Source organism: Carboxylicivirga sp. M1479 (genome assembly GCF_007097485.1).
Taxonomy (GTDB): domain Bacteria; phylum Bacteroidota; class Bacteroidia; order Bacteroidales; family Marinilabiliaceae; genus Carboxylicivirga.
Genome location: NZ_VKDE01000007.1, coordinates 101,977 through 126,197, shown reverse-complemented (window position 1 = coordinate 126,197; position 24,221 = coordinate 101,977). Strand labels below are relative to the sequence as shown.

The 24,221-nt window shown below is 39.1% G+C and carries 19 protein-coding genes; 13 read left to right on the top strand and 6 right to left on the bottom strand.

The genetic code is table 11. From position 1 onward, the window contains the following. The first annotated feature begins 326 nt into the window (after positions 1–326). The 7 genes from FNN09_RS06750 to FNN09_RS06720 all read left to right on the top strand — a co-directional run bounded on the left by FNN09_RS06750 (position 327) and on the right by FNN09_RS06720 (position 9,305). Complete coding sequence (locus tag FNN09_RS06750; RefSeq protein ID WP_221932436.1) at positions 327–731, top strand: hypothetical protein; 405 nt, start codon at positions 327–329, stop codon at positions 729–731. A gap of 300 nt (positions 732–1,031) precedes the next feature. Continuing rightward, positions 1,032–3,473, top strand: coding sequence for an FG-GAP-like repeat-containing protein (locus FNN09_RS06745; protein ID WP_185968910.1), 2,442 nt, complete (start codon positions 1,032–1,034; stop codon positions 3,471–3,473). Beyond that, the gene (locus FNN09_RS06740) at positions 3,470–4,078 is read left to right on the top strand and encodes a T9SS type A sorting domain-containing protein (RefSeq protein ID WP_143300768.1); all 609 of its coding nucleotides are present in this window, start codon (positions 3,470–3,472) and stop codon (positions 4,076–4,078) included. Before FNN09_RS06745 ends, FNN09_RS06740 begins: the two co-directional genes overlap by 4 nt. Before the next feature lie 3 nt (positions 4,079–4,081). Further along, positions 4,082–5,764 carry a hypothetical protein gene (locus FNN09_RS06735; RefSeq protein ID WP_143300766.1) on the top strand — a complete coding sequence of 561 codons (1,683 nt, stop codon included), beginning with the start codon at positions 4,082–4,084 and terminating at the stop codon, positions 5,762–5,764. A gap of 128 nt (positions 5,765–5,892) precedes the next feature. Then, positions 5,893–7,743, top strand: coding sequence for a toxin-antitoxin system YwqK family antitoxin (locus FNN09_RS06730; protein WP_185968909.1), 1,851 nt, complete (start codon positions 5,893–5,895; stop codon positions 7,741–7,743). Between the two features lie 78 nt (positions 7,744–7,821). Then, positions 7,822–8,253: a DUF6326 family protein gene (locus tag FNN09_RS06725; RefSeq protein WP_143300762.1), complete on the top strand. Its 432-nt coding sequence runs from the start codon at positions 7,822–7,824 to the stop codon at positions 8,251–8,253. 134 nt (positions 8,254–8,387) lie between these two features. Then, complete coding sequence (locus FNN09_RS06720) at positions 8,388–9,305, top strand: AraC family transcriptional regulator (protein WP_143300760.1); 918 nt, start codon at positions 8,388–8,390, stop codon at positions 9,303–9,305. Positions 9,306–9,427: 122 nt separating this feature from the next. On the opposite strand, the gene FNN09_RS06715 is transcribed toward FNN09_RS06720, so the two are convergent. From FNN09_RS06715 to FNN09_RS21105, 4 genes are all read right to left on the bottom strand, one after another. Continuing rightward, complete coding sequence (locus FNN09_RS06715; RefSeq protein ID WP_143300758.1) at positions 9,428–9,814, bottom strand: cupin domain-containing protein; 387 nt, start codon at positions 9,812–9,814, stop codon at positions 9,428–9,430. A gap of 408 nt (positions 9,815–10,222) precedes the next feature. Beyond that, entirely contained in the window at positions 10,223–11,608 is a 1,386-nt protein-coding gene (locus FNN09_RS06710; RefSeq protein ID WP_143300756.1) for an FAD-binding oxidoreductase, read from the bottom strand. A gap of 257 nt (positions 11,609–11,865) precedes the next feature. Further along, positions 11,866–12,984 carry a nickel-binding protein gene (locus FNN09_RS06705; protein ID WP_143300754.1) on the bottom strand — a complete coding sequence of 373 codons (1,119 nt, stop codon included), beginning with the start codon at positions 12,982–12,984 and terminating at the stop codon, positions 11,866–11,868. A gap of 202 nt (positions 12,985–13,186) precedes the next feature. Next, positions 13,187–13,357 (bottom strand): hypothetical protein, encoded by a 171-nt coding sequence (locus FNN09_RS21105; RefSeq protein ID WP_185968908.1) that lies wholly within the window; start codon positions 13,355–13,357, stop codon positions 13,187–13,189. A gap of 372 nt (positions 13,358–13,729) precedes the next feature. Between FNN09_RS21105 and FNN09_RS06700 the strand changes: the two genes are divergently transcribed. The 5 genes from FNN09_RS06700 (at position 13,730) to FNN09_RS06680 (ending at position 21,628) form a co-directional block, all read left to right on the top strand. Next, a complete protein-coding gene (locus tag FNN09_RS06700; RefSeq protein WP_185968907.1) occupies positions 13,730–14,773 on the top strand; it encodes a heparan-alpha-glucosaminide N-acetyltransferase domain-containing protein in 1,044 nt (347 codons plus the stop codon). Positions 14,774–14,912: 139 nt separating this feature from the next. After that, positions 14,913–15,536, top strand: a complete 624-nt coding sequence (locus tag FNN09_RS06695) for a class I SAM-dependent methyltransferase (RefSeq protein WP_143300751.1) — start codon at positions 14,913–14,915, stop codon at positions 15,534–15,536. Positions 15,537–15,891: 355 nt separating this feature from the next. After that, positions 15,892–18,093, top strand: coding sequence for a KamA family radical SAM protein (locus FNN09_RS06690; protein WP_221932435.1), 2,202 nt, complete (start codon positions 15,892–15,894; stop codon positions 18,091–18,093). A 284-nt stretch (positions 18,094–18,377) separates the two neighbouring features. Beyond that, on the top strand, positions 18,378–19,358 hold the full coding sequence (locus FNN09_RS06685) for an NAD-dependent epimerase/dehydratase family protein (protein ID WP_143300749.1): 981 nt from the start codon (positions 18,378–18,380) through the stop codon (positions 19,356–19,358). A gap of 440 nt (positions 19,359–19,798) precedes the next feature. Beyond that, positions 19,799–21,628 carry a glycoside hydrolase family 2 protein gene (locus FNN09_RS06680; protein ID WP_143300747.1) on the top strand — a complete coding sequence of 610 codons (1,830 nt, stop codon included), beginning with the start codon at positions 19,799–19,801 and terminating at the stop codon, positions 21,626–21,628. A gap of 222 nt (positions 21,629–21,850) precedes the next feature. On the opposite strand, the gene FNN09_RS06675 is transcribed toward FNN09_RS06680, so the two are convergent. Both FNN09_RS06675 and FNN09_RS06670 read right to left on the bottom strand, forming a co-directional pair. After that, positions 21,851–22,156 carry a panthothenate synthetase gene (locus tag FNN09_RS06675; RefSeq protein ID WP_143300745.1) on the bottom strand — a complete coding sequence of 102 codons (306 nt, stop codon included), beginning with the start codon at positions 22,154–22,156 and terminating at the stop codon, positions 21,851–21,853. Between the two features lie 110 nt (positions 22,157–22,266). Next, the gene (locus FNN09_RS06670) at positions 22,267–22,719 is read right to left on the bottom strand and encodes an FKBP-type peptidyl-prolyl cis-trans isomerase (RefSeq protein WP_143300744.1); all 453 of its coding nucleotides are present in this window, start codon (positions 22,717–22,719) and stop codon (positions 22,267–22,269) included. A gap of 475 nt (positions 22,720–23,194) precedes the next feature. Between FNN09_RS06670 and FNN09_RS06665 the strand changes: the two genes are divergently transcribed. Further along, positions 23,195–23,884 (top strand): hypothetical protein, encoded by a 690-nt coding sequence (locus FNN09_RS06665; RefSeq protein WP_143300742.1) that lies wholly within the window; start codon positions 23,195–23,197, stop codon positions 23,882–23,884. Positions 23,885–24,221 lie beyond the last annotated feature (337 nt).

Here is a 24,221-nt window from a genome sequence, read left to right as displayed (position 1 = left end):
TTTACAGCGTCATTAAAAACAAAACACCATATCGTCAGGATTATATATGTCTTGATCCGAGAGAGAAAAATATTAATAGCTCCACTAATAAAGTGGCTTAAAAACTTGTAATTAATTAGAGTATATGAAACGACCATGTATATTTGATTATCCAAATTTTCACACAGTGGGATGATAAAATTTACTTGAGAGTTCCATATGGCAAATGAAAGCAAATTATAATCATATGAAACCACCATGCTAATTCGATCAATTAAGTTGCACGCAGGGTAAAGAATTTATTTATTTGGGAGTTCTGTCTGACAAATAAAAATATAATTAAGCAGATGAATAAACTCTATATTTCTATCCTAATACTAGCATTAAGTGTTTCGTGCGCAAGCAAACAGTACGAATTAAAGCTCGTTGACAAGCAGAATTTCACAACTGTAATTGACAACAAGCAGGTTAGTTTGTATACACTCAAAAACAAAAACGGCCTTATTGCTCAAGTCACCAATTACGGCTGCCGGGTTGTCAGCTTGTGGACACCGGATAGAGATGGCAACTTTTTAAGTACAGATAACATAGAAAAAAGTCTTACTTTGCTGAGGTACAAAACTACCTTTTGTATAGAAACTCATTATTTTCCCGTCAATCCCAACCAAGCCAATTTTCCATCAACACACTTACACCCTGGTGAGGTTTATCAATCTGCGTGTATTTATCAATTTTCTGTTGATCGCGAGTAGTCCTTGTATCGCCTTAAATTATATCTGTTCGACATATACAGCACGCATGAGTTATAAGCCATGCAACAGACTTAATTTCCTATTCAAGAGCTAAATATCCTTGCACACTGTTCATCAGTGGCAAATAGTTATTTATCAACATTACTCGCTGAGTTTAATAATAAATTATATTTTAGTATTTCAGAATCGGAATTTACAAGATTAACAAAAGCCAGTTATACCTTTTTCCGATGACGAATGACACATGAATACGACGAAACAACTGTACACAATCAACTAACAAATTCTTTTTCCTGCCCTATGAAAAAAATACTCCTACTCTCACTGTTCTGTTTGAAAATAGCTTTGGCATTGGGACAGTTACCCAATGTTAATGCACAATGGCAATTTGGTATGTTTGGTAATGAACTTGGCGAGCACCTAATGGAAGTCATTGACATTGATAATGATGGTAAAAATGAGGTCATATGCTCCGCTGTAAGCGGTGGAGATAGTTGGAATGGCAAAGAGTATTTTTACATTCTGGAGTATGATAACAACAAGAACACATATGCGTTTGAGTGGATAAGCAGACTATTTGAAACAAGAATTAGTGCCACTCAATTTAAGGATTTAAACAACGATCAATTCCTGGATATTATAATCGCTCTTCAAAATGGACACGTACATATTTTCGATGGAAAAAACCGTAAAGAGGTCAAGTCTTTAGATTTTGGCCTTGAAACAATAAACGACTTATTAATTTTTGATGTAGACAATGATAATCAGGATGAATTAGTTGCCTGTAATAATGACACCACAGTTATTTATGGCCTTAACCTAGTCAAGGAAATGGAGATACCAATGGGTGGAAGCTATCTGCAAATTGGCAACATAGATACAGACGATAACATTGAACTCGTGTACTCTAGCGGAAATATTATTGAGCTTACGGATGAATCGTACCAGCAACAATCAACATTTGAAATATATCGCTATTCAACACCATTTCACTTAGTGGATGCCAACCAGGATGGGATTATGGAACTCGTTTACTTGACGAATTATGACAACATGGTTTGTTATAATTTTGAAACGAACCATACCTTTTGGACACTCGATCCCAACTCATCGGTTGAATCCGTAAAGGTTTATGATAACCCATTAAATGGACTGCGTGAATTATACTTTGGCACCACCTACGACGGTGTAATGGTATACAATGCCGCCAATGGTCAGTTGATTCGAGCAACTCATAGACACCACGAAGGGGTTAATAACATGGCAATAGGCGATGCCAACAACGATGGTCAACTTGAACTGGTTTGGGCCGATGGCGGACACTGCACCTGCGAGGACTATTTGTTCGTATATGATTTTGATTCTTTCACTGAAGAGTGGCGCAACTTCCCTCTCAACAGCCCCTTTATTTCAGTCGTATACGGTGATGTGGATAACGATGGTGAAATGGAATACGTGGTGGCGGCACAGTCAAGCGGCAGTCACGAAGGAGGTGTAATAAATGTTTTTAATGCACAAGATGGCACCTTAGAGTGGCGCAGTGAAGCCTATCGATATGATGTTTCATCGCTTAAAATTGCTGACATTAATAATGATGGCATCAATCAATTGATTGTAGGCATCGAATTTACCGGTTATGTCGTTCCGGCAACGCGTCTATACATTTATAATACCAGTTCCTATACAGTAGATCACATAATTGAATTAAGAGGAAGTAGGCGAACACGTGACATTGAAGTGGCTGATATAAATGGCGATTCGAATAATGAAATCATTATTGGTACCGGTTCGGGCTGGTCAAGTGATGAGTCTTTTGTTTATATTCTATCGGGCCAAAGCCATTCTATTCTATGGCAAAGTGAGAAAATTGGTCGCTGGAACTCATACGCTTATTCCTTAGAAATAGATAACATTGATAACGATGATGCACTTGAAATTGTTGGCATTGAGTATGATCACAACAACGATAAAAAGGGCATTTTCATTATCGATGGCAAAGACTATACAGTATTGAAGGAAGATCAATTCAACTACTGTAGCCTGACAACTGGTGATTATGATGGCGATAATCAACTAGATATTATAGCCGGCACAGATGAGGGGGAAATAGTCGTTTTAAATGCCCTCAATCTTGAGCCAAGTTATTACATGGATCTGGAATCGTCGAAGATAGAGTCCGTAGGCTTAATCAAAGAAACCAATGACGACAACTCCATTTTGTATAGCAATGGCACACAACTCAAATTACTAAATAGCTCACGAACAGCAACAACCTGGGAGAGCGATACTATCAACGGCAGGCTTGGCTACTTTAATAATATGTGCACCATTAACCGTGGTAGTAGTGAATTAAATGAGGTATTGATTGGTAGTGACCATGGAATATTTCTATTTAATTTCAATCATGAAGAAGTGCAAGTAGGAAAATACCCCTGGCGCGATGAAATGATTGGTATTTTAAATACCCCACACTCTGATATTGCACAAGTCAAGATATCACCAAATCCTTGCCTTGAGCATGCCAACATAAGTTTTAAAACAGCGATAGCAGCTCCTGCTCAAATTGAATTTTTCAGCCTGATGGGCCAAAAAATTAAGTCACACTACTTCTTAACTCAGACTGGTGAAAACCAAGTGCAAATTAATACACAAGGATGGCCGCAAGGAACCTACATTATAAAGGTTCAGCAAAATGATGTTTTTATTGCCAACGGTAAACTTTTTAAAATTAACACCCCATGAAACCATTAGTTTTAATAGCCCTCGTACTGATCCTATATACCCGGCCCATAAACGCACAAGTTAGCATTACTCTTCAAGTACATCAGCCACCCGAACTTAGTATTAATGCGGGTAACGACACCACCATCAGCTCAGGATATGTTCACACACTGGGTGCTAGCCCTACCGCAACAGGCGGCTTAAGCTATTACGATTATACCTGGGCACCTCGTGCACTTTTAGATAACCCATATAGTGCTAACCCTAAAGTGAGCCAGCTAGATAAGAAAACCGAATTCTACCTCACGGTTGACGATGGAAACTGCAGTAAACAAGATGCTGTTACTATTTCATACAACGACTATATTGGTATCGATGATATGAACCAAATTCAAGCTCAGGTGTATCCAACGCTCTTCACCAATCAAATAACCATAGAATTGGAGCCCGATGATTACCTTATCTACAAGTATGCATTACTTTCATTAAGTGGACAAACGATTATTGAGGGCCCAATCAAAAACAGGCAAACAGTATTAAATCTAGATTTTTGCCTGCCAGGCCATTACCTCTTTGTCATTAAAAGTGCTAACAAAACATCAGCATTCCGAATCGTTAAAAAGTAAGCCATGCCAAAACCCTTAAAGTTGTTTATTACAAGTCTTGTCTTTGTTATCGGTTTTATCAACATGATACAGGCACAGCAGTTAAAGCACACATTTGATACTCGCAACGATAAAAACGAAACGCTAATTCTTAAGCCTTCAAGCTACCGTGGAACACTGCAGTGGCAAAAATCATACGATGGTATTGAGTGGAGTGACATAATGGTGGATAAAGATACCTACACCTTTACGGCCGATACCATTATGTTATTACGAGCGCAGATAGATGAGGAGGACTGCATCGATCCCTGGCATTCAGATACCCTGCTTGTTAATTTCAATCCTCAAATAAACAGCATGGAACCTTCTACGGCTGTTATCGGAGATACTGTTCGTTTGCAGGGAAAAAACTTTGATGTGTATACACCCAGTCTTGCTTTTAACCAAATAGCAGGAGAGCTTTTATCCTTAAAAGAAAATGAGCTTGTGACCATTATTCCACTGGACACAGATACTGCTCATGTAAACATAGCTGTAAGTTTATATAACACTCGCCACAATCATGACATAAAACTCTTGGCTCCCACTATTGAGCAGGTCAGTCAAAAAAATGTTCGCATTGGCAACGAGGTAACATTGAGCGGTAAAAACTTTTGCTACGACCCCAAGTACAACCACATTACAACAGGCATCAATAATATAGCAAGCATCACCCATGCCAGTAGAAATAGCGTAAGCTTCACCCTCCCCGAAGGAAAATATCACGATCGCACAAGCGCAATTAAAATTTGTGTTGGTGGTCAATGCGATTCAGTTGTGGGAGCACTGTTCATACGCGATGCTTGGCTGCAAAAGGGTGATATTCCATCGGAAAAATATGCCCAGTTTTATATGCCTTTTCAAATTGGCGAAACAGGATATATATATGTTAGTAAGGATAATTCGTCCAATGAAGCTATCGCAAAACTATTAAAGTATGATTACAAGACAGATACCTGGACACAGCTGAATGACTTTCCTGGAGTCCTCCGCACAAGTGGTATTGCATTTGTTATTAATGATACAGCATACATCGGAGGTGGAAGTGATCGGGTGACGAGGACTGAACTCACGGACTTTTGGCGTTACGATGAGAAAAATGATGCGTGGGAGAAAATGGCGGATATTCCCGTTACAAATAATGTTGACGCCTGGTCATTTTCCATTGGTGAACGGGGCTATATTTTAACTGAAGCTAAAGAAAATAACTTCTGGTCTTATTCGCCTCATACCAATACATGGCAAACAATGCCTAATTTTCAACCTACCGATATTTACCGTGCTCATGCCGATATTGGAGGCGTTATAAACAATAAAGCATATGTACTAACCAGTGATGGAACAACAGCGATTGACGAGTGTTGGGAATTTAATCCCATAACAAATAAATGGACACCCAAAGCCGATCAGACAGCTGATAACCTGTACTATGATGGAAGAGTAACGTTCGTCCTTAACAACAGGCTATACCTTCTCCCCGATGCCTACCACACGGTTTTCTCGAGTTATAACCCGGCCTCCAACACTTGGAGTAAATTATCCAAAGCAAAGCCAGGCGGAAGAAACAAGGGTTTTTCATATGTATTCAATAACAAGGTATACATAGGCGGAGGAACACAATACAGTTCATCCTATAATGACTTTTGGGAGTATGATCCATCACTATAAGTTGTTTCATTGTATCAAAAGAATCTAATAAAAGAAACTACGAAATATAAAATTTACAATTTACTAGCATTATGAACAGACAAGAGCAACTCGAATTTTGTAAGAAGTGTACAAATCGAAAGAGTGATATGCAACAAGGATTATTATGCGGCATAACTTCTCAAAAAGCAGACTTTGAAACATCGTGTGATAATTTTGAGCGTGACGAATTCGTTCAGGACACGGTTCATGAAACTTCTAATACGGATGACCAGCCTCTTTTACAAGGACTCAGTAGCAACATACTGGATAAGCTGCGTGGACATCAGGATTTTTATTATGCACTCATTGGTGGTTTACTAGCTACATTAATTAGTGGCGTATTATGGGCTGTTGTAACGGTAAGCACCGAATATCAAATTGGATACATGGCCATTGGCGTGGGTCTTATTGTTGGTTACTCCGTACGCTTTTTCGGCGCTGGTATAGATCAGCATTTTGGTTATCTGGGTGCCTTTTTATCCTTATTGGGCTGCCTACTCGGTAACCTATTCACTCAGGTTGGTTTTTATGCCCATGAGCAATCATTAAGTTATTTAGAGGTATTATCGTATTTGGATCTCACCACAACAATTAACGTTTTAACTGAATCCTTCAGTCCAATAGATGTATTATTTTACGGCATAGCACTATTTCAGGGATATAAGTTAGCTTTTAGGCGCGTGTCGGAGCTAGAAATAAAACTGATTCAGGAAGGCACTACTGAAGCCTACCCTCCCAATTATAAATTACGCATGCCTTTGGTAGCAGTATCGATCATCGCCATTGGTACTTTTTTAATCACCGTCAACAATGGTGTAAGTGGATATCAAACTTATCACTACGAGTCGGGTAACATTATGTCGGAAGGTGAATTAGTAAATAGCAAAGAAGAGGGTAAATGGACCTATTGGTACGAGAATGGTAACACTCAATTGATCGCCCACTATAACGAGGGAACTCCCGATAGTGTGTGGCAATGGTTTAATGATCAAGGTAAACTTGTTACCGAAGGCTTTTACAAACTAGGACTTGAAGATGGCATATGGATCAATTACCATGAAAACGGTATACAGCAAGATTCAGGGCGATATGAAAATGGCAGAATGACGGGCCTCTGGAAGTCATGGTACACCAATTCACAGCTATTGCAAGAAGGATTATATAACAGAAGTTTACAAGAGGGTCTGTGGTTATCCTATCATGAGAATGGCAAACTGGCGAGTGAGGGGCAAATGAAAGAGAATAATGCAACGGGCCAGTGGAAGATCTATTCTGAAAGTGGAGACTTAGAAAGCATTATCACCCATGAGTCACCTGAGCGCCTAGTTATTGAAAATGTTTGGGATGAGCATGGTCAACAACTTGTTAAAGATGGCAACGGAACCTTCTACACCTACTATGCATCGGGCCAGGTGCTAGCAACAGGCCAAGTAAAGGATGGTTTAAAAAGTGGTAAGTGGCTTAGCTATTTTGAAAACGGTCAGGTGCAGGAAGAAGGAATTTATAAGGCTGATGCCTACACCATAACTAACTCGTGGTACAACGATGGCAGAGCGGGTGTAACAGATGGTAATGGTTTTTACCAATCGTATTATTTGGGTGATGAAAAAATACATGAATCAGGACAGGTTACCAATGGTTTACGCGAAGGAACATGGCATACCTACTATGAAACATCACAAACAGTGTATCAAGAGTGCAACTACCACTTAGGCAAACAAACAGGCGAAGTGAATGTCTATTTCGAAACAGGTGAATTATATGCCAATGGTTTGATGAAAAATAATGTAAGAGAGGGCGAGTGGAATTGGTACTATGCCAATGGCCTTCTCTCATCAACCGCTACCTTTGTTGAAGACAAGAAAGATGGCAAACAAACCATGTGGAGTGAAGTAGGAGAATTAACTAAAGAAGAATATTACGACCACGGAAAACTAACTGACCAGAAGTTGTTTTAATCAAAAGCCCCCTTAGCAAAGATTGCAAATCAGCGCTAAGGGGTGTAAATTGATTAGGCATTAACAAAACCCAAAACCATGGCAACAGAACTTACAAGCAAAAAAGAAAAAGATAGAAAAGTCATTCTTTCAACCCTATGGATTTTTGTGACCTTAAATTATCTGTATTGCGATGTATTGAGTCTGATGGATTCGGAACTTCTAAAGCAATATCTAAGTGGTACGGTTGAAGGTCTCGAGCTCAATGCCAGCTTTTTACTGGCCGGTGCCATCTTGATGGAGATTCCCATTGCCATGGTTTTACTTTCACGCATCTTAAAATATAGGGCCAACCGATGGGCTAATATTCTAGCGGGTGCCATCAAAACACTAGCCATGATTATGACCCTGTTTATTGGTAAGGCTGCGTACTATTATCTCTTTTTTGGCTGTATTGAAATTGCCACAACAAGCTTTATCATCTGGTATGCCTGGCAGTGGAAGGCTCCTAAAGTAAGCCCTTCCGTTTAAGGCTTAGACACCTTAGTCACTTGCATGACTTTGTAAAACCGTAGAATGTATACCTTAAACCGTAATACATATACACCAACCACTGTTGTAAATACTATTTTTACAGCCACATTATCTTGTGTAAATTAACTACCATGAAAGACATCTTCCGCATCGATACTATTTCTGAGATACATGAGCATTTGGGACTTGAAGCCCCCTCCCATCCTCTTGTTTCAATATACAGACATGATACCATTAGGCCTAACAAAGATCTGGCTGGCCGACAGATTGCCATTGACTTGTATCAGGTGATGTTTAAAATGTGTGATACAGGCTCTTTTAGCTATGGGCGTAATAACTACGATTACCATGAGGGCACCTTCATTTTTATGGCACCAGGGCAAGTTATTACCATGGATGATGATGTTAAATGGGATGAAAATCCTCGTAGCGGTGGCTGGTCTCTCAACTTCCACCCCGATTTAATCCGTCGCTCACACCTGGGGCAACACATTGATGATTACAGCTTTTTCTCCTACGAAGTAAATGAGGCCCTGCATGTATCGGAGCTTGAAAAACAAACCATTGGCGAGCTAAAAAACAAAATTATACAGGAGTATTGTATGAACATCGATAAACACAGTCAAAAACTCATTGTGTCAAACATTGAGCTGATGCTGGATTATTGCACCCGTTTTTACGACCGACAGTTTTACACACGCGAGAACTTAAATAAAGACCTGGTAAGCAAATTCGATAGTGTACTTAAAGATTACTATGCAACCGACAAAGCTCTGGAAACAGGCCTGCCAACAGTAAAATATTGTGGGGCCGCCCTCAACCTATCATCCAATTACCTCAGTGATTTGCTAAAGAAAGAAACGGGCCGTAACGCTCAAGAGCACATTCACCATTTTATTGTTGACCGTGCCAAAACCAAGCTCTTAAACTCTACCGAGTCAGTTAGTCAAATAGCCTATGACTTGGGCTTTGAATACTCACAACACTTCAGTAAGGTATTTAAAAAGAAAACGGGCATCAGCCCGGCAGAATATCGTGCTGTTAATTAAGGGGTACGCCTACAAAGCAGCACTTTTTCATCATCAAAATTACAGCTCGCATCATTAAGAGCATTATTCTTAATATAGATGCGAGCCACTAGTATAATTCATATTAAGCTATACGCTCAATCCTATGCCTCTATCTTACACAAGATATGGTCCATCACTTCGGTATGCTCTTTTTGAGGACTAAACAGTACTATATCTGAATCATTGTTGACCATCACCGTGTGGCCTGGAGGCCAGTAAAACAAATCACCCGTTGTCACTGTTTCCTGACTTTTGTTTGTGTATTCAACTGTTATATCTCCTTTGATCACAAAACCCCAATGTGGTGTTTGGCACTTATCATCTTTCAACCCTTCGAGTAAAGGTGAAAAATCGGTTCCTGCTTTTAGCGTGAAATACTCACCACTAATTTTACCATAACCTGTTGCATCGCCAAATTCAGTCTTCTGTCGTGCTACAGCCACTGGCGTATTAATCTTCACGGGTACGTCTTCTTTTGCTATTTTCATAATATATGTTGTTAAATTAGTAATTACACTCAAGGGTTGAAATTCTCGTAAACATCTAAAACAATAAGGAATTTTATGGCAAAAATAAATTTTCAATCGAATGCCATAGATTTTCAATTCATCCCTAACACCCTGACTTCCTTTTTTATCTTGATATAATAAAGGAAGCAAAGAAGATCAAGACTGCGCCTGCCTAACTATAAAAACGTACGGTTCTTCTGTCTTAATTGCGAAAACTCATACCTTCCTTCGTCAGGCACTCAACAAATCACAATTTTACGACCAAACAACCTTGTTTTAATGCTCAGCAGCCAAGGTCAAGACTAATACAAGACGGTATGCGAATTAAATACCTGTTTCAACTGTTGATTCGCATTAGTAATCGATATCATTCAAAATAACTGAGCCTTATTTAGGCTGTATATTCTGGTTTACACTGAACAGATTATCCGGATCATACTTAGTTTTGATCTCAACTAATCGGGCGTAGTTATGACGATAACTAGCCTTAACCCGATTTTGCCCTTCATCCATCATAAAGTTAGAATAAGAACCGCCGGCAGAATAGGGGTGCAAGGCTTCCCAATAATTTTTACACCAGCTGGTAATCTCATCTGCTTTGTCCGGATCGGGGTCAATACCCACAATAACACCCGCGTATTTAGCATCGCGATAAGCCCATGGGGTATCGGTGCTACCAACTCTACTAGCGGCACCACTCAAGGGATACATATGCATCTGTGATAAAGGGGTTGGTATGGATGAGCCAAACTTCTTATGTACTTTGCACACTTCGGGTCCTAAGTCATTAAAGAAATCACCTCGCCAGTAAAACTGCAAGCCCGGAGGTAATAAACCATCAAATAGAGTTTGTAGGGCAGGATAAGGCATTTGACCAACCAGCTCAAATAATGGCTCTTTAGCTCTTACCTCTTTAAACACAGCATCAAATTTCTTGGCATCACCTGTGTAACACCACACGATACCACAAAACATCTTATTATGCAGAAACTCAGGGAACGGATCACCGGGAATTACCATGGTGGCAATAAAACCGTTTAAATCCTCAGGCGCATTATGGATAAAACCATGGTACCACTCCATTATTTCCTCTGTTTTATCAATAGGCCATAACGTTGGACCTCCAATAACCGTTGTGAGTGGGTGGGCCTGAAAATTAAAAGACGTGACAATTCCAAAGTTACCACCTCCACCATGCACAGCCCAGAATAAATCAGCATTTTCATCTTTATTAGCAGTAACGATACTACCATCGGCAAGTACCATATCCACCTCCAGCAAATTATCAATTGTAAGTCCAAACTTACGGGTCAAATACCCTACTCCGCCACCAAGCGTTAGCCCACCAACGCCCGTTGTTGAGATTATACCTGCCGGCACCACCAAGCCATACGATTGGGTAGCATGGTCTACTTCGCCCCAAACATTACCACCGGCAACTCGCACAGTATTATTTTTGGTATCAACACGCACATTCTTAAGTCCGGAAAGATCAATAACCAAACCGTCGTCGCAAATACCCAATCCGCCACCATTGTGACCGCCACCTCGCACTGCCAATAGCAAGTCATTATTGCGTGCAAAATTAACTGCCGTTACCACATCTGTTACATCCACACACATAGCAATCATACCTGGATACTTATTAATCATGGCATTATACACTTTGCGCAATTCGTTATAATTGGCACTATCCGGAAGAATCAATTTGCCCCTTAGTTCACTTTTAAATGCCTCAAGTGCTGCTGTGTTTATTGTTTTTGAAGATTTCATCTCTTTAAATTTATTTTCATTGATCAGATGGAACTCTCAAGTAAATTTTAATCATGCACCCGTGTGCAACTTCTTAATTAAAATTTACTTGGCTCGTTTCATGTGACTATCGTTTTGTATTTCTACCAACTTGTCAACATACTAATTCGTAAAGCTTCTGTTTTGGCGAAGATATGGGGGAAACAAATGGTCGTACTACGACATTTAAGCCAAACAATGGTAAAAATGGATCAAACAAAACAGTCTACGAAGTTTTTTCATAGTGCCTGATGCACGTAATTGGAGTAAAAAGAAGGAACTATGCCATAATAGTTTTTAAAGCATTTAGAGAAATACGAAGGACTACTAAAACCTGCACCATAAGCAATTTCAGATATGTTACTAGCCTGCTTTTCTATGAGCTTTAAGGTTTTGTATAGTTTAAATTCCCTAACAAAATCGTTGGGTGAAAGCCCCGTTAGAGCTATTACTTTTCGATATAACATGGATTTACTGACCCCCATTTTTTTGGCCAATACACGCAAGGAGAAATCTTCCGTTTTCCAATAAATATCAAGTATCTGCAGAAGATGGTTGATAAACTGCTCATCCAAACGACCGAATATTCTGGCATAATCAACATTATACAAGAGGTTAATGCTATCTTTTCGACAATACTCGGCCACACTGTTAGATACCATGATACAATCATCGGTAGAGAGATAACACAAGTGTCTGGCCATTTGTATGGTCTGTCCAAAAAACTCATTACTCTCTATCACCGGACTACCCGCACTTAAACCTATTTGAATATGAACATTAGTTCCGGCACTGGAATTATACGCAATTGATTTTCTCTGAATATCCAAAGCACACATCACAGCTTGTGGAACAGAAGTAAAAGAACAAAGTAATACATCATGATTGTGCTCTGCCTCTCTCCCTTCAAATTTCAATAGCGTTTGCCCTATTATATCGTTATGAATACGTTGACTTTTGCGCACTCTATCTATCTCCACTTCGGAATAAATACTGTCGGCATACCATAAGTTCAATGCCATAATAACCCGAAAAGCAGGTTCGTTAAGTATCAAAGGTTCTTCTTTGTTAGCCACCACGGGATCTTCAATGCGGCCCAAAAAGGACTCTACTACTTTGGTATTAACTTCTATTATTTCGTTCGGTATTAGACCGTGGGCGCAATCGTGCATCTTTTCTACTGCCTCTTTACTGGGTGCTTCAATTAAACAAAAGGCTGTTTGTCGTGCCTCGTCAAACCAATAGGTTATGGCCTTACAATCAAACTGATCCTGAACTTTTAAATCTTGCTTATGTGCCTTGGCAACATCTTTGGCAGTTACACCAGGTAGATCGTGTCGGTCCATATAAATAGGCATACATCACAATTTTAATTGGAAGTTATCAGTTAACAAGCTCTCACAAAACCATTTGATTGAAAGAAGATACAAGGTACTTAAATAACGACAGCATGTAAAGCTTATCCACAGCTATCTCATAAACACAACAAAGGCTGTTTATCGTTATGACAAACAGCCTTTGTTGTTTAAGAGCTATTAATAATACATTTTTATCCTAATACTACGACATTGGCTCAATATCGGGTCGTACAATCGGATTTTGAGGACTGGCATCTTCAGGTAAATGTACGGGATCTTCAGGTTGTACATACTTATCATCGCTGCTACAAGCGGTAAAACCTAATCCCATTACCAATAATCCTACTGCGAAAATTGCTTTTAAATTTTTCATGTGTTTGTATTTTGTTTTTTATTGTCACATGGAACTCTCAAGTAAAATTTATCATCCTCGCGTGTAAAAATTTGGTTAATCAAATTTATATGGTCGTTTCATGACTCTCAATTTTTATAAATACTGTTTGTTAATTATTACATTACAAAGATGCAGTGTACAGAGCTTGATTTTCAATCCAAAAAGTTCATGTTATGCTCAAAAACGCTCAAAAGTTAGTTTCAGTCATCATTGACTTATCATCCGAATAAATCAGCGCAGGTATTTTTTTTTCACAATATGAGTAGGGTAAAAGGGAGTTGGTGCGGTATAAGTAATAGAACAGACTTTTCAACGCAGCAATTCACGTTAAAGAATTATAATTCAAGGATGATGAGTAGAAAAAAGCAAGCCTTATTAAAAAGTCGGAATACTTTAATTGACAGTGCTCGAGGCTTTGCTATATTAATAATGATAGCGGCCAATTCTTGGCCTTACCTTGTGCCCATTAATTATTGCCCACTTGGTTTAAGGTTACTTTTTTCGATTGCAGCCCCCATATTTATTTTTCTTAGCGGCGTATCCCTATGTTTGGCCGAAGAAGCAGGTAAGCCAATCAAATCGCAGGTTAAAAGAATTATCCAGATTTTATTAGTTGCTTTTATCATTGATGCCTTCGTATGGAGAATTTTTCCTTTCTACACATTTGACGTTCTGTATTTAATTGCCTTTTCCCTATCGCTTGTTCTAATCATTCGAAAATTAGCCTTACACTATCAGCTTATCATAACAAGTACAATTTTTCTTGCAAGCATTATACTGCTCGAACACTATCAATTTGAGTTAAGTAGTTTATCATTATTCGGCATAAAGCAATTTTCACTCACTACCGCTATAAAACAGGCACTGTTAAGTGGTTGGTTTCCTATGCTTCCATGGTCAGGAGTTTGCATGCTAGGTTATTTACTTGCCAAACACCGCCAAGCATTAGTTCGCTATAAGGTATATTGGTATCTGGCAGGACTTATTTTCATTGGCCTCAGTGTGGTTTTATACATGCAGCCCGGAGCTATCCCTGCAGACTTTAGAATTGGCTATACCGAACTATTTTATCCTGTAAAAGGCAATTTTTACGTATTGCTATTGGGCCTTTGCTGCGTACTCATTCCTATAATTGGTACTCCCTACAATAAGGTTAGCCTGTTATCAGCCATTGGTAATAAATCCTTATTCATCTATTTTGTACACATCATTATAATCAAATATGTCTTCTTCCCCCTCGTCCAGGATGCAGAATCGTTTCAATGGTGGATTTCGGCCATACACTTGTTAGCTTTCTACTTAAGCATTATCGCCATCAATTACATGGTGCAGACCAAGGTACCCGATTTAAAACATGGTAAATACAAGCGAATTGGATTTATCACCGGCTTTTAGTGTACCTGTATTATGAAGTTATTTAGCTAATCCGCTGTGCGATATTACAAATGGAATAAATTTGTTTTAAACACCTCAATGGCACCATATATTGGAAAGAATAGTCTACATTGACAAAAAAATAAACACCATTGCCAATATGAAGTGTACACTTTGTGGTTCGCCACTGATTAATAAATTGGAAGAGCAATACTACGATTGTGTTACTTGCAAAGCAATAGTTAAAGATGAAGCCTTTTTCTTAAGTCCCGAAGAAGAAAGAGCACGTTACGAAACCCACAATAACGATGTGGATGATGTACGCTACCAGAATTTTACAATGCCCATAACCAATCATGTATTGGAGCATTTCTTGCCCCACCATAAAGGCTTGGATTTTGGAAGTGGTACCGGCCCTGTCATATCAAGCATGCTGGGTAAGCAAGGCTATAGCATCGTTCAGTACGATCCCTTTTTTGCCCCCGATAAGAGCTTGTTGAATAATCACTACGATTACATTGTTAGTTGTGAGGTATTTGAGCACTTCTACAATCCTAAAACGGAAATAGATCAACTGGTATCCATTTTAAATACGAATGGCATGCTACTGATTATGACAGATGTGTACAATGATCAGATTGATTTTAGTACCTGGTACTACCGCAATGACCCCACCCACGTTTTTATCTATAGACGAGAAACCATCGAATATATAGCCAGGCAAAATAAGCTAGAGGTGGATGTATTAACAGACAGGTTAGTGGTATTTCGAAAGCCAGCGTAAAAGATGTGAGTACTATTGCTTGAGAGATGGAAACTCACATTTTATGCAAATCTCACTGGCCAGCAACTCATATATACTTCTTCATATTTACCTTACTTATGTCTGCTTAATACAAAGCGTTAAACTAAAATAGCTTGGTCTGTAATCAATCGCGTCCTAAATGATTTGTTGATATGAATCGAACTGATTGAAATTAAGTTCGATATTAGTATTTTTTAAACGAGGGGTTCTTTTAAGCATCATGTCTTATGGCCTCTCTTTTAAATGATTATTACACTCGATAATTGGAAATTGTTAATACGATTATCTATATTCATAAGACATCTATTAATTAACCCTTTAGAACCCAAGTCTTATGTCAGCATCCAGCCATCAACTCGATCACATTGCCATCTCTGTTAAATCACATATGCTACTCAGGCAATTATTGAGGGAAAATCCGATACTCGAAGAAATAATGCGAAACGCTCGAAATGAGACAGAGGTTTTGGTAGGTGTTAGAAATTGGATATTAATTGAGATAAAGAAGAATCCTGATGCCTATCATTTTTATAAAAGAGAAAAACATGGCCGTGAAGCCTTTGAAAAACTAAACTGGAAAGATTTTGCAGCTATCCGGATATTAGATTACATCGATAATGCGGGGCGAGAATTTGAAGATCTTAACCTCCGGGGAGAGTTGGCCATAAGTAATCCAATTCATCTGATATGGCTTGCTGTAGCCAATGGAACTGGTGGGGCCAAGCCTTTCTTTTTTAAAGATATGCTGATGTTATTTAAGCAATTTCGAGGGGAATATGAACGAACTATTCCTACTAAAGAACAAGTTGAAAAATGGATGGACAGATGGAGTTCAGGTCTCGATCCTCGAATTGTAAAACTGAGAGAAGAAAACAAAGAACGTATTTTAAAAATAATCATCCGAATAATTGATTCAGGTGAAGTCAGTGATAGCCGATTCTTTTTTTCCGAGGGCTTATCTAAAGAACAAAAATATCTGCAAGCCTTGGATTGGTGGGATAATCACTTGTTTCATTTGCGATTTGCTGTCCGCTCACCCGACCTATTAAATGAAATGCTTGATAATTCGCTTGACCCAGATACAATGAAAGTATTGTATGATGCGGAGGCTAAAGGAATTCCTTTTTTTGTGAACCCTTATTATCTTTCATTATTGCACGTGCGGGTGCCTTACTTTGCCGTAGGAGCTGACTTAGCTATCCGTCATTACGTTATTTACAGTCAGAAACTAATTGATGAATACGGCCATATTGTTGCTTGGGAAAAAGAAGATACAGTGAGGCCGGGCGAGCCTAATGCGGCAGGCTGGTATTTACCAAATGAGCATAATATACACAGGCGTTACCCCGAAGTGGCTATTTTAATACCTGACACCATGGGCCGTGCTTGTGGTGGACTGTGTGCCTCATGTCAGCGGATGTATGATTTCCAAAGGGGTAATCTTAACTTTAATCTGGATAAGTTAAAACCAAAGCAAACCTGGGATGAAAAACTGGATTCTTTGCTGGAATATTTTGAAAAAGACTCCCAGTTGCGCGATATATTAATTACCGGCGGAGATGCTTTGATGAGCTCCAATAAATCGATGGAAAAAATATTGGACAAAGTTTACCTGATGGCGGCCAATAAAGTAGAAGCCAACAAAAACAGATCTAATGGTGATAAGTATGCGCAATTGGTCCGTATAAGGCTTGGTAGTCGATTGCCAGTTTATTTACCTCAACGGGTAACTTCTGAGCTAGTGACAATTTTGGGTGACTTCAAAAAGAAAGCTTCAAAAATAGGCATTAAGCAGTTTTTTATGCAAACGCATTTTGAATCGCCCATGGAGGTAACGCCCGAAGCTCGCAATGCGATTAAATTATTAAATTCAGCAGGATGGACGGTTACTAATCAACATGTATATACTACGGCTGCTTCACGAAGAGGACATGCAGCCAAGCTACGTAAGGTGCTCAACGAAATTGGCATCATCAATTACTACACCTTTAGCGTAAAAGGTTATATGGAGAATAGCTTCAACTTTGCCACCAACGAACGGGCCGTGCAGGAGCAGATGGAAGAGAAAGTGATTGGAAAAATACCAATGAAGTATTATTCAACAATCAAAGAATTTCCGAACAATGCCGATGCAATTGAACAAGAGATGGCGAAGCTAATGAAAGAGAGTGGCTTGCCATTTTTAGGCACAGACAGAAATGTTCTTAACCTACCAGGCGTCGGTAAAAGTCTTACATTTCGTACAATTGGAATTACACGCTATGGCCGACGCATACTGGAATTTGAATTGGATCATACCCGCAACCATAGTCCTGCGATGAAACAAATGGATAAGGTGATTATTATTGAATCAAAATCGATAAGTGAATACCAACGTCAAATGGAAGACCTGGGAGAAGACTTTAAAGATTATGAAAGTATTTGGGGATACTCAATTGGTGAAACAGAACAACGTATCCCGATTTATGATTATCCTGATTATGATTATCAGGTAACGAAAGATTACACCAACCTTAAAGAGGAGGCTAAGGTATAGTATGATACACTTGTATTTTATGTGTATTCGAATTAATACATGGCTAAAATATACTTTTTAGGAAACAACACTAACAATAAATGATTGGTGCTAGAATCCACCTCCATTGCTAACGATAACAGACTATATAGAAACTTAACAAAGGCTGTTCGTCATTGATAAACAGCCTTTGTTGTGTAAGCGTATCAAATTAGATTACGCTCAATACAAGGCGAACTATGATGATGAATAAAGTAAATCCATATCTTAGGTGCGGGTTATAAACTGAAATACACACAACTGTTATGGACAAAGTTTTTGTTACAGGGGCAAATGGTTTGTTAGGCACCAATTTAACTTTATTATTGCTACAACAAGGTTACTCTGTTATAGCACTGGTGCGTCGAAAAAGTAGTTTTATAAAACCGAATCTTGACAAGCTAACCCTTGTTGAAGGTGAGTTACTCGATGGCGAAAAGCTGAAAAATGTAACCCAATCATGCAGATACCTTGTTCATATAGCCGCTAACACCTCGCAAAACTTATTAAAATTAGACGACTATTACGAGGCCAATATTCAAGGAACCGAAAACGTAATTCAGGCCTGTATTCACAACAACATTAAGAAACTGATTTATGTAGGCACGGCAAACACCTATGGTTATGGTAGTTTAGATGAGCCTGGATCTGAATCAAATCCAATGAAACACCCATTTACAAAGTCACTGTATGCTATGAGCAAAAAGCAGGCTCAAGACATGGTGGATAAAGCTTCTTCACAGTTGAACATCACCAGTATTAGTCCCACATTTATGCTGGGCTCCTATGATACAAAACCCAGCTCAGGAAGAATCATCCTCATGGCACTGAACAAACGCTTTGTATTTTATCCATCAGGAGGCAAAAACTTTGTTCATGTTTGCGACGTTGCAAAAGCAATTATAAAAGCGTTTGACATTAAAGCATCGGGACAGAAATTTATTCTTGCCAATGAGAACCTGAGTTACAAAGCATTTTATAAGAAAGTACTCTCGCTTAATAAGCAAAAAACAAGCTTAATCTACATGCCCGATATACTGTTACGAATCATTGGTTTACTGGGTGATTGTTGCCGCTCCTTAAGAATAAAAACCGATGCATCATCAGCGAACACCAAAGCATTAACCATCTGCAACTACTACAGTAATAAGAAAGCGAAAAACGACTTAAACATGGAATTTACGTCTATTGATAAGGCAATAGCAGATTCATTGAAGTATTTTAATCAAAAAAATAAAGTTCAATAAAAAATACGATTCGCCTTATAAATTGAGTTTATGCATTAATACTCAGTTCAAATAAAAACATGAAACGAGCATGTAATAACATTTCTAATCAGAGCTCAGGATATCATGTTGGGGAAGGGTCTCAGCCTGTGAGCCAAAGGTGACTAGAAATACGATTTACCCACTACAAATCATACAGAGCCTATAAATTTGATTATTTAAATTTTCACACAAAAGGATAATAATATCAGGGAATTCGCTTTTAAGCATTTTAACCACCTCCCCACTTCGTGGTACTCCTCCTTGGCAAGAAGGAGGAAAGGGATGAAAAACCGTCCCCTCCTGAATTTTAGGAGGGGTGCCGACAGGCGGGGTGGTATAATTAGTTTTAAAAGCAATTTCCCTGATAATAATATTAACTTGAGAGTCCCATATGGCAAATGAATACAAATTATAGACACATGAACAAAATCATCAACTTACTGGTATTGCTTGTATCAGCTATCACGTTATCAGCACAAACAAATGTGTTGCAAAATAACTATCACCGCCAGGAGATAAGCTTAAACGGACATTGGAACTACATTGTAGATGTATACGAAACAGGGTATTACAACTATCGTTGGCAACCACACGATGGTTCTGAAAACCCTGGAGCAGGAGCTTTCTTTACCAATGCCAAGCCCAAAAACAAAATGGATTTGGTTGAGTATGACTTTGACGCAGCCCCCACCCTTTTAGTTCCTGGCGATTGGAATTCACAAGAGGAAAAATTATTCTTCTACGAAGGCAGTCTGTGGTACAAAAAATCATTCGACATTCCTCATTACGTGGCTTCCAAGCGCTATTATTTACACTTTGGAGCAGTCAACTACCGTGCTGATGTATATGTGAATGGCGAAAAACTGGGCACTCATAAAGGAGGTTTTACACCCTTTAACTACGAAATGACCAAGTTTGTAAAAGCCAAGGATAACTTTGTTATTGTAAGAGTTGACAACAAACGTGCGGCTGATGAAGTTCCTACCTTGAATACTGACTGGTGGAATTATGGCGGCATTACACGAGATGTAAGCATTTATGAGTTAAGCCCTACTTTCATTGAAGACTACAGTCTTCAAATGGATCAAGAAAATGATCGTTTACTTAAAGGTTATATTCGTTTGAACGGTGCCACAAAGGCCAATGCCAAAGTAATTGTGAGCATACCCGAACTGAAAATAAATAAGGAGCTGACATGCAATACCGAAGGCTTTATCAGCTTTGAGATACCAGTAAAAAAGGTAGACAAATGGAGCGATAGAAACCCTAAACTATATGACCTTACTATTTCTTCAGGCACCGATTTGATTAAGGATAAAATTGGTTTTCGTCAAATTACAACTCAAGGTGCAGACATATTGCTGAATGGAGAGAAGGTGTTTTTAAAAGGCATCTGTATTCATGAGGAAAATGTGATGAGGGGTGGCAGAGCTTATTCAATGGAAGATGCTAAAGTACTCTTGGGATGGGCGAAGGAACTAGGCTGTAATTTTGTACGACTGGCCCATTATCCACACAATGAAAACATGGCTCGACTGGCCGATGAAATGGGCATATTGTTATGGGAAGAAATTCCGGTTTACTGGACCATTGACTGGCAAAATAATGAGACCTATCAAAAAGCCGAACAACAACTAAAAGAAGTGATAAGCAGAGATAAAAACAGAGCTTCGGTTATTATATGGTCAATGGCAAACGAAACGCCCCAATCAGATGAGCGACTGCATTTTTTAAGCAAGCTGGCTCAAACAACACGAGAGCTGGATGATACACGCTTGATAACAGCAGCTCTGGAAGACCATGGAAAAGCGGACAATTCAAATATTATGGTAGTTGAAGATGCATTTGCCGATGTGGTAGATATTTTAAGCTTTAACCAATACTACGGTTGGTATGGCGGACAGGTCGATAACATAAAAAACATACGTTGGGAGATAGACATAGATAAACCGATGATCATTTCGGAATTTGGTGCCGGGGCCTTGCAAGGCTTTCATGGAGATAGCCTGGCAAGGTGGACCGAAGATTTTCAGGATCTATTGTATCGTGAAACATTGCCAACCTTGGCCAAGATACCGCAATTAAGTGGTATTACACCCTGGATTTTGGCCGACTTCAGGTCACCGCGCCGCATGCTTATTCCTTATCAGAATGGCTATAACAGAAAAGGCCTTATCTCTGAAACGGGAAACAGAAAGAAAGCCTTTTTCACCTTGCAGAAGTTTTACAAAGAGTTGAATAAGAAATAAAGCTTCTAGTATAAATAATGGAAATATGAAAGCAGATCGCCACCACCGGGCTTGTAACCAGTGGTGGCGATTCTTTCTATTATACCATTTATATTTCATAATGCCCCGCTATCGCGCGAAACAAGGTTCGACGAAGTCAATCCTTTCGCGTGACATTTGAAATAAGAATCCACACGAGAGGACTCGTGCGGCAGCGAAGGGCATTTAGATTAGTAAACGGTATTATTTCCACTTTTCAGCCAACTTCCCCAAGTCAGCTTTCATAAGGTCTGCAGTTGCCATTGCTACCTTAAACTCACAAAAAGCCTCAAAGGTAAGGTACCATGGCTCGGCAATTAAAGGCACCATCGATTCATCCTTAACATCAACAAGCATTACTGCTCCCCTATTCCCCTCGTGATCGGTAAAATGAATACTCTCGGGTTTAATATCATCTACAATACGCCCGATCAACTCGCCTGCTTTCCCATCCCTCATCAGTGTATTAAAAGGCTCAATAGGAAATACTACATTCACTAACATCTTCATAGCATCGTTTTTTGATGAATACCGAATATACGATAGAAATGTAGCGACGTCCAGAGGCACTATGGCAAGCACTAGCTTATGAACCAAAATGCCAACATACTAACTCTTGCTTATTCATCCACTGACACAGGCACATCAACGCTTACCACCTTAAACTGATCATATACAAGCGTTGCATTTGGAGGAATTACATCACCAGCTCCTTTTGCCCCATAAGCCAATGAATCGGGTAAAACAGCAATTATCTCATCACCCTGTCTCAACAGCCTCATTACCTCGGTAAATCCTTTTATCAAACGTGTTGAATCGGCTGTAAACGTAAATAATGAATCGGGCAATTCATTGCTATCCCACACCACCGAGTCATCCACCATCAAACTTAAATAAGTACCCACTTTAGCCCCAGCCACCACCTTAGGCCCGTCACCATGTTTTAGGTAGAGGTATTTTAAGCCAGTGGCCGTTTGTATGGTATCGCCCAATGGCGATTCAGCACTTTGAGTAGATTTAAACTGGCAAGATGTGATCATGAGTATGATAAACAGGAATGTGAAGCTTTTCATTTGTTTAAATTTATTTTCATTTTTTGTTTAGGATTCTCAACAAATATAATCATCCTCCTGTGTCTGTTAAGCAAATCCCATGGCTAGTTTAAGATAAAAAAACAGAAGAATGAGTTTATCAAACAAGCGTGATAGTGATCATTACAATGGAGTAATCTATTAAATTGATTATTTTATAATGAAGTGCACAATATAGCGACATCATACATCAACACTTTCAAATATATCGCTAATTAGAATGTAGACCCCCTCGTCAACACTTTTACGCTGTTAATCACTAAAAAAGAGGTGTTGAACAAAGCATTTGGCCATGTATGACTCTTGTCATTTTACATACCTACTTAGTGGAGCTAATTTTATGGTAAGTATTAAAGAGTAAACCGCCGGCTGGTCATCAACCGAACTTGATTGGCGTCGAGGCTTGGAAGAAGAGGCCGGCGGAGCTTTGCAATATAGGATTTTAATAAAAGTAAACATGAGTTACACAGAAGATTTTAACACATGGAAAGAAGAAATTGAAACGTTACCAAAAAAAGATGTTAAACTGCCTAACCAGCCCATTGATGAGTGCACTGCTAGTGCAGAAACATTAGCAACTGAAGCGAATAAAGACAGAGATGCTCTGGCAGAAGCAGGCCTTGATGTCACGTTTATTGATGACTTGATACCATTAGCTGGTGCATTGCGTTACTGCCAGGCCGAATGGATGAGTGAGTACCGTGCCCGCCAAGCAGCTCAAAAAGAATGGTTGGAACAGTCACCCAAAGCATACGAACTGAGAGATGAGCTATTGCACCATTTTAGTTTTGCTTATCGTGATGAATCTGATTTAAAGAAAAAGGTAATGCGCATTCGCGAAGGTGGTGGCCATTCGGATATGATACAAGATTTAGTTGAATTAGCCTCTTTGGGTGAGAAAAATCCGGAGCCTTTAACTAAAATTAGTTTTGATGTGGCTACCCTACAAACAGCCCGAAGCACTTCACATCACATGTCTGAGCTTTTGGCCGACTCCAATGGCTCAAAAGATGAAAGCAGCACTAACAAAGTCATGCGTGATAAAGCATTTACACTATTGTATAATCGTATGATTGAAATTAGAGAATGCGGCAGGTATGTATTCTGGAAAAATGACGAAAGAAGAGTAAAATACTTGGTAAGCTAATTCTGAATAGCCTAATTTTACTAGTCCCCCGGTAGCTTAAGCCCTCCACTGGGGGATTTTTGTATACAATTGGTAAGCTGATGCAGAAAAATGGTAAAATGTGCTTGATAATTGCTTATGTGAAGCTAAAAAATGGCACCTAATGCCCAACAAATGCTAATCTGAAGTCAACAATTGGCAGTTTGGTGCGTACTATTGGTGATTTCACTCTTTCAACAGGCAAAATACACACTCTAGTAAGCACAAAAGTATCATTGAAATTTAAGCCCTCAGCTCGGCGAAGTTTGAAACTTCGTCGTTTATAACAGGTAGTTTGCAACTACAATAACAATAACGA